Origin of the sequence: Pelosinus fermentans JBW45, from assembly GCF_000271665.2 — a bacterium.
In the GTDB taxonomy this organism is placed as follows: Bacteria; Bacillota; Negativicutes; order DSM-13327; family DSM-13327; genus Pelosinus; species Pelosinus baikalensis.
The window spans coordinates 5,108,775-5,124,185 of record NZ_CP010978.1; the positions used below are offsets into that span (position 1 = coordinate 5,108,775).

General features: G+C 41.2%; 14 protein-coding genes and 2 tRNA genes. 5 read left to right on the forward strand and 11 right to left on the reverse strand.

Annotated features, from left to right (window positions below):
* Nucleotides 1-303: 303 nt before the first annotated feature.
* Complete coding sequence (locus tag JBW_RS22575; protein WP_007955072.1) at nt 304-2,358, reverse strand: RNA degradosome polyphosphate kinase; 2,055 nt, start codon at nt 2,356-2,358, stop codon at nt 304-306.
* Nucleotides 2,359-2,713: 355 nt separating this feature from the next.
* On the opposite strand from JBW_RS22575, the gene ppx reads away from it, so the two are divergent.
* Together ppx and JBW_RS22585 are read left to right on the forward strand one after the other, a co-directional pair.
* The gene (gene ppx, locus JBW_RS22580) at nt 2,714-4,237 is read left to right on the forward strand and encodes an exopolyphosphatase (RefSeq protein ID WP_007955071.1); all 1,524 of its coding nucleotides are present in this window, start codon (nt 2,714-2,716) and stop codon (nt 4,235-4,237) included.
* A gap of 65 nt (nt 4,238-4,302) precedes the next feature.
* Nucleotides 4,303-5,364, forward strand: coding sequence for a tetraprenyl-beta-curcumene synthase family protein (locus JBW_RS22585; RefSeq protein ID WP_007955069.1), 1,062 nt, complete (start codon nt 4,303-4,305; stop codon nt 5,362-5,364).
* 66 nt (nt 5,365-5,430) lie between these two features.
* Here JBW_RS22585 and JBW_RS22590 read toward each other — a convergent pair whose 3' ends face one another.
* Nucleotides 5,431-6,558: a M20/M25/M40 family metallo-hydrolase gene (locus JBW_RS22590; RefSeq protein ID WP_007955067.1), complete on the reverse strand. Its 1,128-nt coding sequence runs from the start codon at nt 6,556-6,558 to the stop codon at nt 5,431-5,433.
* A 184-nt stretch (nt 6,559-6,742) separates the two neighbouring features.
* Here JBW_RS22590 and JBW_RS22595 point away from each other — a divergent pair, with 184 nt between their 5' ends.
* Nucleotides 6,743-7,039, forward strand: coding sequence for a hypothetical protein (locus JBW_RS22595; RefSeq protein ID WP_007955053.1), 297 nt, complete (start codon nt 6,743-6,745; stop codon nt 7,037-7,039).
* Nucleotides 7,040-7,062: 23 nt separating this feature from the next.
* Here the strand turns inward: JBW_RS22595 and dinB are convergent, their stop codons facing one another.
* The 5 genes from dinB to JBW_RS24290 all read right to left on the reverse strand — a co-directional run bounded on the left by dinB (nt 7,063) and on the right by JBW_RS24290 (nt 9,798).
* Complete coding sequence (gene dinB, locus JBW_RS22600; RefSeq protein WP_007955051.1) at nt 7,063-8,226, reverse strand: DNA polymerase IV; 1,164 nt, start codon at nt 8,224-8,226, stop codon at nt 7,063-7,065.
* Between the two features lie 103 nt (nt 8,227-8,329).
* Nucleotides 8,330-8,420: transfer RNA gene (locus JBW_RS22605), tRNA-Ser, on the reverse strand.
* A gap of 12 nt (nt 8,421-8,432) precedes the next feature.
* Nucleotides 8,433-8,522, reverse strand: a tRNA-Ser gene (locus JBW_RS22610).
* Between the two features lie 117 nt (nt 8,523-8,639).
* Nucleotides 8,640-9,404: a polysaccharide deacetylase family protein gene (locus JBW_RS22615; protein ID WP_007955049.1), complete on the reverse strand. Its 765-nt coding sequence runs from the start codon at nt 9,402-9,404 to the stop codon at nt 8,640-8,642.
* A 160-nt stretch (nt 9,405-9,564) separates the two neighbouring features.
* Nucleotides 9,565-9,798, reverse strand: a complete 234-nt coding sequence (locus JBW_RS24290) for a hypothetical protein (RefSeq protein ID WP_229535627.1) — start codon at nt 9,796-9,798, stop codon at nt 9,565-9,567.
* A 336-nt stretch (nt 9,799-10,134) separates the two neighbouring features.
* On the opposite strand from JBW_RS24290, the gene ubiE reads away from it, so the two are divergent.
* The gene (gene ubiE, locus JBW_RS22620; RefSeq protein WP_007955047.1) at nt 10,135-10,851 is read left to right on the forward strand and encodes a bifunctional demethylmenaquinone methyltransferase/2-methoxy-6-polyprenyl-1,4-benzoquinol methylase UbiE; all 717 of its coding nucleotides are present in this window, start codon (nt 10,135-10,137) and stop codon (nt 10,849-10,851) included.
* A gap of 31 nt (nt 10,852-10,882) precedes the next feature.
* Here ubiE and JBW_RS22625 read toward each other — a convergent pair whose 3' ends face one another.
* From JBW_RS22625 to JBW_RS22640, 4 genes are all read right to left on the reverse strand, one after another.
* Nucleotides 10,883-11,644 carry a LutC/YkgG family protein gene (locus JBW_RS22625; RefSeq protein WP_007955046.1) on the reverse strand — a complete coding sequence of 254 codons (762 nt, stop codon included), beginning with the start codon at nt 11,642-11,644 and terminating at the stop codon, nt 10,883-10,885.
* Nucleotides 11,645-11,659: 15 nt separating this feature from the next.
* A complete protein-coding gene (locus JBW_RS22630) occupies nt 11,660-13,072 on the reverse strand; it encodes a LutB/LldF family L-lactate oxidation iron-sulfur protein (RefSeq protein ID WP_007955045.1) in 1,413 nt (470 codons plus the stop codon).
* Nucleotides 13,069-13,797: a (Fe-S)-binding protein gene (locus JBW_RS22635; protein WP_007955044.1), complete on the reverse strand. Its 729-nt coding sequence runs from the start codon at nt 13,795-13,797 to the stop codon at nt 13,069-13,071. The genes JBW_RS22630 and JBW_RS22635 overlap by 4 nt, the downstream gene beginning before the upstream one ends.
* Before the next feature lie 375 nt (nt 13,798-14,172).
* Nucleotides 14,173-14,754: a superoxide dismutase gene (locus JBW_RS22640; protein WP_007955043.1), complete on the reverse strand. Its 582-nt coding sequence runs from the start codon at nt 14,752-14,754 to the stop codon at nt 14,173-14,175.
* 245 nt (nt 14,755-14,999) lie between these two features.
* On the opposite strand from JBW_RS22640, the gene JBW_RS22645 reads away from it, so the two are divergent.
* A complete protein-coding gene (locus JBW_RS22645; RefSeq protein ID WP_007955041.1) occupies nt 15,000-15,326 on the forward strand; it encodes a YnfA family protein in 327 nt (108 codons plus the stop codon).
* Nucleotides 15,327-15,411: the final 85 nt, after the last annotated feature.

The window sequence follows — 15,411 nt, forward strand, 5'->3', positions numbered from 1 at the left end:
GAACCCTTGTCCCGTCGACAAAAAATATCTTACCATAGTTCTATAGGTAAAGTCAAGAGTTTTTATTATTTCGTTTTCTAATTGTGGATAAAAGGATGTGGATAACTTTATCCACATCCTTTTATCCACATGTTCATTCCTCGTGAAGCTATAAAATTCCCTCATTTTGAAGTAAAAATCAGAATATGTCCCCATAGTTATCCACATTTGTTATCCTTTTGTGCATAACTATGGGGATAACTATTGAAATTAAGGGGAAATCAAGATAAAACAAGGCTTATACGAAAGTATAGGCCTTGTTCTTTAAAAATCTGCACCACCAGCTCGCTCTTGTGCTTCTTGATATAATTTTTGCTGACTATTAACGATCTTACCTCGGCGATATACCCGTCGATAGGTGCCATCACTTTTCATCATATAAGCCTTACGATTATCTTTCAGCATAATATGCAAAATATTTTTTATTCGTTCTAGAATTTCTGGATTATCAATGGGAAATAATAATTCGATCCTCTCACTTAAGTTACGATTCATCCAGTCCGCACTGGATAAATAGATTTTTTCCTTACCACCATTTGCAAAATATAAAATACGATGATGCTCCAAAAAGCGCCCTACAATGCTTCGTACCTTAATATTCTGACTAACATGTTCAAGCCCTGGTTTTAGAGCACAAATTCCACGAATAATAAGATCAATTTTAACCCCTTTGCTAGAAGCCTCATACAATTTAAGAATAATATCCTTATCCAGTAGAGAATTCATTTTAGCAATGATATGACCGCTTTTTCCCTCTTGAGCCAAAGCAATTTCCCGATCAATCAGCTCTTTTATTTTCTCTCGCAAACCAACGGGGGCAACCACCAGCTTTTTCCACGATGGTGGTTCCGAATAACCCAATAACATATTAAAAAAGTCAGAAGCATCCGCTCCTACTTTTTCATTGGCAGTAAACAGACTCATATCAGAGTATATACGGGCTGTAATGTCATTATAGTTCCCCGTCCCCATATGCACATATCGCTTAATACGAGCTTCTTCCTGCCGAATGATTAATGCCATTTTACCATGGACCTTGAGACCCAACAATCCATAAATTACATGACATCCAGATTCTTCTAATTTTCTGGCCCATAGAATATTGTTTTCCTCATCAAAACGAGCTCGAACTTCTACTACAACCGTAACTTGTTTCCCATTTTCCGCGGCTTGAGCCAAAGCACGGACAATGGAAGAATTGCCACTCACTCTATATAAAGTTTGCTTAATCGCTAACACCTTAGGATCAACTGCTGCCTGACGAATAAAGTTTACTACGGGCATAAAGGATTCGTAAGGATGATGTAGTAAAATATCTTTCTCTCGAATTACATCAAACAAATCCTCTGCATCTTTTAATCCTATGGGAATCTGTGGAATGATGGGCTCATAGCGCAGGTCATCAAAACCTTGAAGATCCATCACTTTCATAAAACAAGATATATCAATAGGACCCGTAACTTCATACAAATCCTGTTCATCCATCTTAAATATATCTAGCAAGAAATTTTTTAAAAAAGATTTGTTTGTTTTGGTCATTTCCAAACGTACTGCTTCGCCCCGTTTACGCTGACGCAGAGATTTTTCTACCTCGGCCAGCAGATCTTCGGCACCTTCACCATCAATTAACAAATCCGAATTGCGCGTAATGCTAAAGGGTACAATATCCTTAATCGTGTAGCCGCAAAATAACTCAGAACAATGTTTTTTTATAATGTCTTCTAATAATACAAATTGTTTGCCAACACTTTGGTCAGGCACTTCAATAATTCGTGGCAGAGCACTTGGAACGGGAAGAATTGCTGTCTGCAGCTCCTCTTTTCCCTTACTTAGCAGCACTGCCAGATTTAAACTCCGATTGGCTAATAGAGGAAAAGGGTGACTGGCATTTACTGCTAATGGCGTAAGCAACGGATAGATCGTGTTATAAAAATGCTCTTCTACCCACTGTCGTCCGCTAACGGCTAAACTCTCAACATCACTTACATAAATATCATGATTCTGCATGGCACCAAGAATCTTCTTTAGATACCAATACTGCAGCCGTACCATCTCCCGCACCGCTTCATCAATTAATTGAAGTTGCTGGGCTGCATTAAATCCTGCAGGGTCTCTCTTACCAATACCGCTCTCCACTTGCTGTTTCAGTCCAGCAACACGAATCATAAAAAACTCATCCAAATTAGAACTGGCAATCGCCACAAATTTCAATCGTTCCAGCAAAGGTTTTTCAGGGTCATTCGCTTCTTCTAATACCCGATGATTAAACTTCAGCCAGCTTAATTCCCTATTTAGGAAATTCTCTTTTTTATCAAACATGGCTTCAACCTGCCTATCTCAGAATTTGAAACTGGGCTTACTCATTGTAGTAGTTTTCTTTCGACATAATTCCTTATATTACCTGCCATTTCCTCTAGTATAAGAGCTGTATTTGAATAAATTTACAATAACTTAACAATCCACTGATTGAGAGAATTATAAAAGAATACGCTTTCAATCAATTAAGATTCCTTTAAAGCAACTCTTTATTCTCTCAATTATCTAAATTTTATAACATTTATTTTATCATAATAATCTTTCGTAAATTACTATTTAGGCAGAGGATTTTTATAAAATATTGCTAATACATATTTTATAAAAGAATTTGCACCCTGTACAAAGGAGAAATGATTTCATGAATCAACGTATCGCGATTATCGATTTAGGATCAAACTCTGCTCGCCTTATTATCGTCGAAATCTATGCTAACGGTTCCTACAATCTAATTTATCATCAAAAAGATGCGGTTCGTTTGGGACAAGAGGCAGATAAAAATCGTCAGTTGCAACTAGAGGCCATGGCTCGTACAATGAGCTTACTAAAAAGCTTCGCTCATATGTGTCAAATCTTTCATACGGATAAAATTCTAGGCGTAGGAACAGCAGCGCTGCGCAATGCCGTTAATGGCTCGGAATTCGTAAAGAAAATTCAAAAAGAGACAGGCATTTCTATTGACATTATTAGCGGGGAAAAAGAAGCAAAATTGGGCTATTTAGGGGCCATTAATACTCTTGATGTTACAGATGCCATATTATTCGACTTAGGAGGCGGCAGCACGGAATTAACATTGATCAAGAACCGCAAAGCCGAAGAAGTCATTAGTTTGCCCTTTGGAGCGGTTACCTTAACAGAACGCTTTAAACTAGAAAACAAAGCAACGGAGGGCCAATTAGCAGATCTTGACGAGTTTCTGTCCCAGGAGCTTGCAAAAGTACCTTGGCTAGAAACCCTTAATCTTCCTCTAATTGGCATTGGCGGAACCGCCCGCAGCATTGGAAAAATGGAGCAGAAAAGAAATCATTACCCTTTATTAAAGCTGCACAACTACCGTACCAGCTCTCTTTCCTTCCACTCCTTATGGGAAGACGTCATAAAAATGTCCTGTGCTCAGCGTCGCAAAATAGCGGGGCTCAGTAGTGAACGTGCTGATATTATTATCTCAGGTTTAGCTATTGTTAAACACTTATTTGAAAAAATCGATAGTACACAATTAATTATTAGCAGCTGTGGTGTAAGGGAAGGATTATTTCTTCAATATTATCTTTCCCAAACTGGGCAAACAGAGCTGTTAGATCCGCTTTCCCATAGTACAGACAATATGTTGTCATTCTATAGCGGCAATACAGGGCACGCGGGCCAGGTAGCAAGGCTAGCCAATGGCTTATTTGATGATTGGCAGGAAATACTCGGCTTACAGCCGCGTAACAGAACACTCTTGAAAGTAGCTGCGTTATTACATGACATTGGCATTACTGTCAGTTATTATGACCATGCAAGACATAGCGCTTATTTAATAGAAAATGCTCGTTTATTCGGTCTCTCCCACCGCGAGCAAATCATGGCCGCAATCATTGCCGGCTGGCATCATAGCCCTTCGGTAAAATATTCTTATAACAGAATTTATAATGAATTTCTAGATGCAGCCAACTGGCAAACAGCTCGCAAACTTGCATTATTGCTAGCCTTGGCGGAAGGTTTAGATACTACGCAAATGAGTCTGGTAGAAAAAGTCACAACAAACATTTCAAAAAAACAGGCACAGCTGATTTTAACAACCAAACAAGAATTATTATTAGAACTGCAGGCAGTAAAGAAGCACAGCAAGTGGTTTAAACGTGAGACAGGTCTAGAATTAGCGGTCTCAACTGCCTCCTTGTAGAATAAAGAAGAAAAGACATAGTAAAATTAAAATAAACTGTACCCTTTCTCAACAAGGAGGCTATTATGAAATTCTTTGCTAAGTTCTATAAAGTACTCTCTTTAATTATTCCTTTTGTCAGAAAGGTCTTTCCCTTAGTGGACAGCGAACTGCACCACTGGTCTACGAAAGGAATATCCCATGCCTGCCCCGAGCTTAAAGAGCAGGCCCTTGCCAGTATTGCGAACAAAAAATTTCATTGTCAGGGAGGAAGCATTTACAGCCTCTACCCTACAGTATGTAAAACAGACTTTATTTCTCTCGTCGTCGCGTTACAAACCATCAGCGATTATTTAGATAACCTGTGCGATAACGCTGGTATAACAGACGAACAAGCTTTCCGCCAATTGCATTACGCAATGACGGATGCTCTTGACCCCAGCGCCCACCTTAAGGATTATTATGCTTTTTATCCTTATAAAGAAGACGGGGGTTATTTGAAAGAGCTTGTGCTGACTTGCCAGGAAAAGGTAAATACATTGCCTTCTTATGAGCTGGTAAAACCAAATATCCAGAAATTAGCCCGCCTCTACAGCGAATTACAGACCTATAAACATCTTAACCCTAGCATTCGCGAAGAAAAAATGCTAACTTGGATTCATAAGCATCTCGAGCACTCCCCTCAGCTTACCCCTTGGGAATTCGCCGCAGCTACGGGCTCTACCTTAGGTATGTTTATGCTCTGCGCTGCTGCCAGCGACAAGAATCTCACCTCTTGCACAGTTTCAAAAATTGATTCCGCTTACTTTCCCTGGATTAGCGGCTTACATATCCTATTAGATTACTTCATCGATGCGGCTGAAGATCAAAAAAGTGGCGATCTTAATTTTGTCTCTTATTATCAAGATTCTCCCGAAACAGCAGTTCACTTGATACACTTCATACAGCAAGCCTTTCTTCAAGCCGACACATTGCCCTATCCCTCTTTTCATAAAACCATTGTGCAAGGACTGCTTGCCATGTATCTTTCCGACCCCAAAGCCAATACTTATCAAGGAATAAAAAACTCCTTGCTAGAAACAGCTGGTGGTTATACCCGCCTCCTGTATTTATTATGTAAATTCCTGCGCTTTCGAAAAAAACTGTGAACTGATAAGTAATATAAAATAAAGGCTAAGTGCAGCGATTACACTCAGCCTTTATTTTATTTTATATTACTTTTTCATAGTTGCTGCTGTTTTGATGAGAGCGGTCACTAATTCCGCACTATTATACAAGTCAATTTCTTTTATATATTCATCCTTGGTATGTACTTTACTCATACCCACTCCTAATACGGCTGTAGGTACACCATAATTATTAAAGAAATTCGCATCACTGCCACCGCCTGTAGCTTTAATTTCTGGAATGAGGCTAATACTTTCGGCAGCCTTCACTGCCAAAGTTACTACAGGATCTGTTTCCGATAAAACATAAGGACCATAAGCAGTCTCTACCTTGACCTCGGCTTGGGCTCCGTTAGCAGTTGCCACTTGTTCAAAGGTCTCCTTCATATGAAGCGTCTGCACTTCTAATTTTTTCATATTTCGGCTGCGAGCTTCACATTTTACTTCTACCAAATCAGGCACGATATTTGTGGCAATGCCACCACTAATAATCCCTGCATTAGAGGTTGTTTCAAAATCGATACGTCCAATCTGCATCTCGGCCAACGCTTTACCGGCTACTACAATGGCATTAATTCCCTCTTCTGGTGCTACGCCTGCATGAGCCTTTCTGCCATGAATCAACGCTGTAATGCTATTTTGACCAGGAGCCATCGTAATAATTTCGCCAGGTCCACCACCGGAATCAAGAGCATATCCAAAGTCAGCTTTTAACGCAGCGGGATCAATCGCCTTCGCACCATTTAAGCCGCCTTCTTCCGCTACGGTAAATACAACCTGAATGGGGCCGTGAGAAATATTTTCTTCATTCACAATACGCAATGCTTCTAAAATGGCTACAACTCCAGCTTTATCATCGGCACCAAGAATCGTATCACCAACGGACGTGATCACACCATCCTTAAGCTGAGGTTCTATCCCGCCACAAGGTTCAACACAGTCCATATGAGCGCTGAGCATCAGAGTAGGAGCATCCTGTATTGTTCCCGCTTTATAAGCAATCACGTTACCACAATTACCACCAATGATTTCCCCAACCTGATCTTCTGTCACCTTTAATCCCAATTCTGCTAAACGAACCTTCAGGACATCTGCAACTTCACGTTCTTCCCGAGTCGAACATTTAATCTTTACCAGTTCAAAGAATTCCGCTAATACACGCTCTTTATTAATCATCACCAAACCCCCTACAATTTAGCTAAAAATATTGTATCCATAGAACATTTCATCATACTCTAATCTAATTCTTACTTCGTAATTGTATTCCTGCTTTGAACAAATAAAAAGATATCTTTCCTATAATCTATAAAGTCAGTACACATACTAGACTAAGAATGAAATAATTTAAAGGAAGATATCAATGGACAAAACCATCGCATTGCAAGGAAACAACCAAAAACTAACCCATTTGTTGCAGCAGCAGGGCTATACTGTAATCGATATGTATCAGGCTCACCTGCAAAGAGAGTTCGTCGATGCGTATTTATATACAACCTATCATCCTGCTGCTCTGACTACTTATCATAGTGTAGCCGAATCAGGAGATAGTATGCTAGATTCCGAAGAGGAACTTGCTTCATATACTAGCACTCTTATGCTGAATATTACCAACTTAACACCTAAGCAAATACTTCTCACTTTAGAACGACAGCTATAAGCTCATTAGAAGCAGCATGCACTTTACTTCGGTTCCTTTCCATTGATCAATCGTCCTTTGGTCACAATGCCTGCACCAAATCGATTCCTCAGTTTATCAATGGTTTCATACATGGCAGCACGCTTATCTTCCTGCTGATCGAATAAAGATAGCTGACCGCCGCCAGACTGGAGATTGGACACGGTGAGTCCCAACAGTCTTACTCCCTCTCCCATGGGTATCTGATGACAAATTTTCATAGCAACATTATAGAGAACATCATCAAACTGGGTATAGTCTGACAATGTCTTACTGCGAGTAATGGTTTTAAAAGAAGCAAAACGTACTTTAATGGTAATGGTTTTACCACTATAGTCGTACTGCCTAAGCCGCCAGCCGACTTTTTCCGCCAAGGCCAATAGTTCGGTTTCGATTTGAGATACCGTGATGATGTCAACAGGAAAAGTAAGTTCATTACCGATGGACTTAGGCTCAAGATCCGCGACTACTGGCCGATCATCCTGACCATGTGCTAACGCATGGATCTTATATGCCATCTGTCCGCAATGCTTTACTAATAACGCCACATTGGTCTGAGCCAACTGACCGATGGTATAGATTCCTAAGTTTTTCAAAATCTGAGCCATGGATTTACCAACCCCCCACATGGAAGTAATCGGCAGATCCCGCAGCATCGCCTCTTCCTCCCCTGGATAAACCACAAACAGACCATTGGGTTTTTTCATCTCAGAAGCCAACTTTGCTAAAAACTTATTCGGAGCGACCCCCGCAGAAGCAGTAAGGTGCAACTCACTTTCAATACGCTCCTTTATGCAAACAGCAATCTCCTTGGGACTGGCATAGAGCTGTTCCATTCCTGTAACATCCAGAAACGCTTCATCCAAAGACAGCGGTTCTACAACTGGTGAAAACTCGGAAAAAATGCGCTGTAATTCTACAGAAACCCTGTTGTATTTTGCATGGTCACAGGGAACAAAGTTCCCGTCCGGACAACGGCGTCTCGCCTCTACCATGGACATGGCGGAGTGTACCCCAAAACGGCGTGCTTCATACGAGGCTGTTGCCACCACACCTCGATTGCCAATTCCCCCAACAATAAGAGGTTTCCCCCGCAGCGCCTCATTATCACGCTGTTCCACTGCGGCAAAAAAAGCATCCATGTCAATATGTATAATCCATCGTTGCATGCATTTTCACCTAACTTTCCCATTTGTGCAGATCAATCCTTATTTCATTATACAACAAACGCCTTCATCTTTTTAAAGATGAAGGCGTAAAATTTAAAACGAATGGCGGAGCGACAGGGATTCGAACCCTGGCAGGCCTTACGACCTCTAACGATTTAGCAAACCGTCCTCTTGAGCCGCTTGAGTATCGCTCCGTATTAGAAATATGGCGGAGGGGGTGGGATTCGAACCCACGGACCCCTTTCGAGATCGCTGGTTTTCAAGACCAGTTCCTTGAACCGCTCGGACACCCCTCCGTGTCGGTTGACACGTTCCCGATGACACATTTACTAGTATACCAGCATTCTTTTTCTTTGTCAACACTAGTCAACATAAAAATTTATAATATCTTTTATAAGTTCATGAAATTCAGGTTACATGCGCCCACGATTCGCAATCACATGAATGATGCCGCTATCATACTTAAAAATAGGAATACGCCGCAATTCAAAATCCGGAGACTCTTTGATGCAGATACCTTCCCGAACCGTTAAACCGGTTGCATAGCCCACCTCTTTGGCGATATTCACCACCGTTTCATTATAACTACCCCGAGGATAAGCAATTGCGTTTACATTTTTCCCTAAGACACTCTCTAGTGTTGCCTTGGAGTTAACCAGCTCATCATGAATAGTTGCGGGGTCCAATTCCCCTAGAGCTCTATGAGTTACAGTATGAGATCCAAAAGACATGCCACCTTGAGACATTTCTACAATATTTTCAGGGGTAAGCCGATCTTTGCTCCACAGCATGTCAGTAATCACAAAAAAGCTCCCTACCATACCATGTTTTCGCAGTATCCGATACGCATGTTCAAAATTATCCAAATATCCATCATCGAAAGTGATTAAAATCGGCTTTTCTGGCATTTCTACATTACGATCATCCAAAAAATTTTGGAATTGTTCCAAGGAGATACTGCAATAACCGCTCTCCTGTAAGCTATCCAAATCACTAGAAAATCTCTCTGGAGTGACCGTAAGGGCGTCTGTGGTATATCCTACACGATGATATACTAAAACAGGAATATTCCGATTCCCCGACCCGCTGCTGGTAGGAGCCTGAAATAACAATTGGGAACCACTGATAGCAATAATAGTACTGACACATCCTTTGATAAATCTACGCCGCGATATCATGCAATGACCTCTCTTCACTGTAAGAACACTTCATTATCGAATAATACTGTATACACACTTCTTATCATTATTGTAGCACTATCTACCTGCTTTGCACCTGTTTTTTTATTATATTTTTATTATATTTTCATATGTTTTGATTAGACTTTGATATTTTTCTTTATTGATTGTCTAAACGATAATAGGACCAAACACAATGCAGACCTCTTACGGTCCCGCCACACTGACAATTCTCATGACCGCAAATCCGGGAGCAAACCGTATCGACTCCCGACCGACTAACGCGCTCTGAAACCTGTTTGACTGGAAGAGCCGGCTGTCCAGCCTTTACTCGATACCCGACCTTATTCTCACCGATCTTACAAAACCAATTCCACAGTTTCAAAGCTGTCACCCTCTTTTATCTCTTTTGCTTCTTATTATAAACGATTCATTTACTCTTGTACTATGATCTGTATCACAAAATAAAAAGAAATGCTCCACTTCCTTTAAGATATATAAGGCGAATTGAACCACAAAGACGCAAAAAAAAGGCTCTATGTTATAACTTATATTGTGTACTCCTTTGTGTGCCGCATCAGCGGCATTGTGCCTTTGTGGTTCAATTTGTAAAACCTTAGATTTTTCATCTACAATTTTAATTACAAAGAATTCGCCTATCGCTAAACAATTATATCACTAGTATAATGATAATATAATTAACATCTTCTGCAAAAGGGGGAGGAACACCATGGAGCAAATGGATAAACATAGAAGAGAAGACTTCGTTCAGGAATTATTCGGCAGCATTGCAAAGCGCTATGATTTGCTCAATGCAGTCTTCACCTTAAACCAAGATTCCTACTGGCGCAGCTTCGCTGCTGATAAAGCAACTATAAGAACCGGGCAGTCCATCCTTGATGTATGCTGCGGCACAGGAAAACTATCCATTGCGCTAGCAGAAAAAGCAGGGCTTCAAGGACAAGTTGTCGGCCTTGACTTCTCTGAAAATATGCTGCTGCAAGCCAAAGAAAATATAAAGAAGACTCCCTATTCCCAACGGATAACACTCATGCAGGGCAATGCCTTACATTTACCCTTCCCAGATCATACCTTTGACTGTACAACCATCGGCTTTGGCTTGCGAAACGTAGCAGATATACCAAAAACCCTGTCAGAAATGTACCGGGTAACAAAGTCCGGCGGTACCGTATTATCCGTAGAGTTGTCTAAACCTAGCGCACCCATTCTAAAACAACTTTATTTCCTGTACTTTGAACACCTGCTCCCTCTAATCGGCAATCTGGGGTTTCATAAAAATCAGCCTTACTACAACCTGCCCGCCTCCCTCAGAACCCTTCCCGAGCATTCTGTTATTCAAAATATCTTCCTACAAGTCGGTCTAAAGCAAATCACTTCTTATCAATTAACGGGCGGTATTGCTGCGGTGCATCTCGGAATAAAATGAAGCTTGGCTTAAGCCAAGCTTCATTTTATTCCTAAGTATACAGCACCTCGTCTTTCTCCAGAGGCAATTCTCCCCTCATCTCACCATGATGCTGGACGTTCCCACTTTGTTCAATAACAATGGTCCACACCTTAACGGGTCCATGCACCCCAATGGATAAATCCATCTCGATATCGGAAGTACGACTAGGGCCAGTTATAAAATCAATCGCAGCAGGAACTTTTTGGGCACTGCGGCGTTCCATAAGGTTTTCCATAACCGTACTCATGGTAGGAACCAAATTGTCCTTCCTAAACACAGCAATATGAACAGTTGGCAGCAAACTAACGGATCGCCCTTGGGTAGGACTTGAAAACAAGGCTAATGTTCCCGTATAGCCGATCGCATAATCTACCCAAGTAATGCCTACATCGGCCTGTTCTGCCGCAGTAATGAGGTCCTTTTGCGAACGATCTGGCGACCAATAATCCAGCTTTATATTGGTATCCTCCAAATGTACAATCTGTTTCAACTCTTCATGATCCCACATAATAACCCTTTTCGCTTCTAATTCCTCTAACCAAACCCGAATTTGCTGACCAGCATCCTGATCATCTGTTGCGATATAGACCTTACCTGTCAAATTTTCTAAGTTGGTCTTGAAAAACTCTAAAGGCTGATTTATATCAAACTTTTGTTCCTTCCAAAATACAGGAGGTCCTACTTCATCCCGATTTGGCGCTGAAGTCAAAGGTTTGTCCCTGCCTAATACCTTAGCGATATGACTTAAAAAGCTTTGCTCCCTGCCTTGCATGTCCTTCCTCCTTCATTATTCATATTTTTCATGCCAGATTTCTCTAAAAGTCTTCTTGGCGGCTGCCGGTAAATAACGCGAGTTTGTCCACCCGGATAAAGGCGGCGGTCCAGATCTGATATATCCATCCTTTACTAAAGGAATTTGACCAATTGAAGCCATTTTCATTGCAAATTTATATCGGCCTGGAAGTTTAAAGAAACGCCGCCACATGTTAAAACCGACCCTCTCCAAAGGATGGGTAAAACCAAGTTCGATTCTCTTGCGGCGTATTTTAATGAGAAGATCATGAAGAGGTATTTTTACGGAGCATACACTGCTGCAAGCTGCACACAATGTTGTAGCATAGGAAAGCTCTCCCCAAAAATCAAAATCATCTTCTAGAAATGGAGTGATCACGGCCCCAATCGGTCCGCCATATACCGAACCATAGGCATGCCCGCCAATTTGGCGATACACAGGGCAAACATTAAAGCATGCTCCACAGCGTGTACAATGCAGGGCTTGCCTGAACTCCTCATCTGCAAGCAAACGCGATCGGCCATTATCGACAATCACCAGATGAAATTCTTCTGCCCCATCTTTTTCATTCTCCTTACGAGGCGCATTAACTACCGATATATAACTGGTAAGTTTTTGACCTGTAGCATGCCGAGGCAGCAGGGATAAAATCACCTCTAAATCATCAAAGGTAGGCAATACCCTCTCCATGCCCATGACCGAAATCAGTACTTTTGGCAAAGAGGCTGTCAGGCGGGCATTCCCTTCATTCGTTACCAAGGAAATGGCTCCTGTATCCGCAATTGCAAAATTACAGCCAGTAATACCGATATCGGCTTGCATAAATTTCTGCCGCAACGTCTGCCGTGCAAAAGCGGTTAGAGCTGGTGTATCCGGTTCGATCTTCTTGCCAGCGACTTTAGAAAAAAGCTCTGCAATCTGATACCGATTTTTGTGAATGGCCGGTACAATAATATGAGAAGGCGTTTCACCGGCTAGCTGCAAAATATATTCTGCCAAATCCGTTTCAATTACCTCCATGCCTTCCTTCTCTAAGGCAGGATTTAAGTGAATTTCTTCTGTAACCATCGATTTTGACTTGGCCACTAACTTGCCATTGTTCTTTTTGCAAATATCAATAATGACTCTTCTCGCCTCTTCTGCTGTCTGGGCAAAATGAATATGCCCACCTTTATTTCGTACGCTTTCTGATAGCTGTCCTAAGTAATAATCCAGATGATCTACGGTATGCTTTCGAATACGCTTGCCTTGCTCACGCCAGTCATCCCAGCTAGGCAATTCGGTTTGGGCTTTCTCACGATTGCCGCTTAATCGGTCAACAGCCTTTTGTACAGCTTTTCTCATTGGCTCATCTTTTATGGCTTTTCTTGCCCTATCGCGTAAATGCAAAGTAGGTTTATGACTCATGTCCTCATCCCTTCATCTAGTAGTTCAGCAATATGCATTACCCGTACCTTGGCTCCCTGCTTACGAAGTCTGCCATCAATATTCATTAAACAGCTTAAATCGGTACCTACCACAACATCCGCTCCGGTTGCCAAGATGTCAGCGACTTTGGCATTTACCATACTCTCAGAAATCTCAGGCATCTTTACCGAAAAAGTCCCACCAAATCCACAACATTGTTCCTCATGAGCCAGTGGAATAAAATCCAATTTTTCCACATTCTTTAATAACGCATACACATACTTATCAACTCCTAGAAACCGCCTGGGATGACAGCTGGAATGATAGGTTACTTTATAGGGAAAAGAAGCATTCACATTGGTTACTTGCAAAACTTCTACTAGAAACTCACTGAACTCATGGGTTTTTTGAATTAACTCTTTGGATCGATCAAGGTATTTGGGATCTTTTTCAAATAAAACAGGATAAAATTCTTTAATCGCTGCCAAACAAGATCCTGCTGGTGTTACGATGATTTCACTAGCATGAAAAGAATCGATAAAGCCTTTGGCAACCTCTCTGGCATCATCCCAATACCCACTGGATAATGCGGGCTGCCCGCAGCAGGTTTGCCCCGGGGGAAAATCCAGGTTGACTCCTTGCCGCTCCAATACACGAACCATAGCCTCCCCTACACGAGGAAACATACTGTCACAAATACATGTGATAAAAATTGATGCTTTCACAGCTTTAGCCTCCATATCCTTATCTGCCGCTTAGGATTACCTTTTACGACATAATTTGATTATTCCTATGTTTTGCATAATGCCATGGATTCATACCTTTCTTGATAAGAATATGTGCTTGAATTGAAGCTAATAAGGAAAAGCACTGCAAAATCAAAAAAAATAAACCGAACCACAGAGGCGCAGAGTACGCAGAGAAAAGATAAATAGAACAACGCTTGCTCCTTTAGAGCATCATCGTTTTGAAATACAAAGAACACAAAGGGATAATAAATCCTTCTCTGTGTTCTCTGTGCCCTCTGCGTTTAACGTTCTTTATACACTCTTTCCTAAAAAAGCTCAGGAATACTACATCCCTGAGCTTTTTGACATCATTTATACAATTAATCTTCGATCAACTACATCCCAATCAATATTCTTAAAAAAGGTTTCCAGATACTCTGGTCTTTTAAAGCCATAATCCATCATGTAGGAATGTTCCCAGGCATCTAGTACTAACAACGGCTTATAATCTGCAGGAATCTCAGCCTGATGTTCATCAAGCCAAAGATTATTTAATTTACCACTGCTGTGATCCTGACACAATACAGCCCAGCCAACGCCAGGAATACTTGCAGTTGTCTTAAAATCTTCTTCCCATGCTTTATAACTGCCAAAATTCTCGGTTAATTTTTCGATTAAACAGGATCTATGATTCCTCTCACTCTGACCGCCTAAGTTCTCAAAATACAGTTCGTGCAAACGCATATCATTCGATTGCCAGCTCAAACGACGCTTAAGGCTCCCATACTCAGGGGTGTCTTCCTGTCCTTGTGCTGCTAATCCTTCAAGGTTGGCTGCAATTCGATTCCGATTTTCCACAAGTTCATGATACAAGGCAAAATGATGGTGCAGTAAGGTTTCACTAAAGCCTTGCATTCTTAAAAGATGGTCAAAATCTTGTACTTGATAAGACATGTTTCTTCCCCTCACTTAAAGTATTTTCACAATGTACATACGTTCTTATTCCATGCAGTAAAACTGTAATTCACTCCATCTGCTCTACCCTTCGTCTTTATTATATGTTATTATTTCTGTATTATATCACCTTAAAAGCGACATTGCTTCCCCTATACAGCATTTATACAGTATACTTTATCAGATGAACCATTCGATATTGTGCTATAATGAAAACGATTATCAACACACTCAAGGAGGCAACGATGGAGGTTTTAAAATCCGTAGGCTATTTTATCCTTGCTGGCTTATTTGAAATCGGCGGTGGTTATTTAATATGGCTTTGGCTGCGGGAGGGAAAAGGGATTAGCTATGCAGTGTGGGGCGCTATTATTCTAGTGTTATACGGCGTCATCCCTACATTACAACCAGCCAGCTTTGGACGGGTGTATGCTGCCTATGGAGGCATTTTCATTGTACTTTCCATCCTATGGGGGTGGGGTATTGATAAAATACCACCAGATCGATTTGATATTATTGGCGGACTCATTTCCCTGGCAGGCGTCCTGATTATTATGTACTGGCCCAGATGATGGTAGCGCTCTTAATCACATTGTCATTGCGAGCACCAATCTCTCCCTTGCTAGGAAATAGAACGATTTAACCGCAGAGACGCAG